This is a genomic window from Mesorhizobium sp. M5C.F.Ca.IN.020.32.2.1, assembly GCF_004023105.1.
Classification (GTDB): domain Bacteria; phylum Pseudomonadota; class Alphaproteobacteria; order Rhizobiales; family Rhizobiaceae; genus Mesorhizobium; species Mesorhizobium wenxiniae.
This window is the reverse complement of the sequence record NZ_RZSX01001580.1, coordinates 1-593: the sequence shown is the minus strand read 5'-3', so window position 1 is coordinate 593 and position 593 is coordinate 1. Positions and strand designations below refer to the sequence as shown.

The 593-nt window shown below is 63.7% G+C and carries 1 pseudogene; it reads right to left on the bottom strand.

The annotated features are described in order from the left end of the window. Nucleotides 1-593, bottom strand: a pseudogene (gene purH, locus EOA86_RS37565) (bifunctional phosphoribosylaminoimidazolecarboxamide formyltransferase/IMP cyclohydrolase); the annotation flags it as partial.

Here is a 593-nt window from a genome sequence, read left to right as displayed (position 1 = left end):
GATGCCGACGGTGGCACCGTCTCTGACATAGATAATGGCATTCGACTTGACGTGCTTTGCGATGCGAAAGGCGAATTTGAGATCGGCCATCTCGGCCGGCGTCGGCGCGCGCCTGGTCACCACTTTCAGGTCGAGGTCATCGACCACCGCATTGTCGCGGCCCTGGACGAGCAACCCGCCGGAAACGGATTTCACGGTGGAGCCGGCCGCGCGCGGATCGGGCAGGCCGCCGGTGACAAGCAAGCGCAGATTCTTCTTGGCGGCGACGATGCCGATTGCTTCTTCCGAGGCGCCCGGCGCGATGATGACCTCGGTGAAGGTTTTGACGATCTCTTCGGCGGCCTCGGCATCGAGGGTACGGTTCATCGCGACAATGCCGCCAAAAGCCGAGACAGGGTCGCAGGCAAATGCCTTGGCGTAGGCCGCCTTCAGCGAAGCGCCCTCGGCGACGCCGCACGGGTTGGCGTGCTTGATGATGGCGACAGTGGCGGAGCGGCCTGGATCGAACTCGCCGACCAGTTCGAAGGCGGCGTCGGTGTCGTTGATGTTGTTGTAGGAAAGCTGCTTGCCCTGAAGCTGGCGCGCCTTCGGCG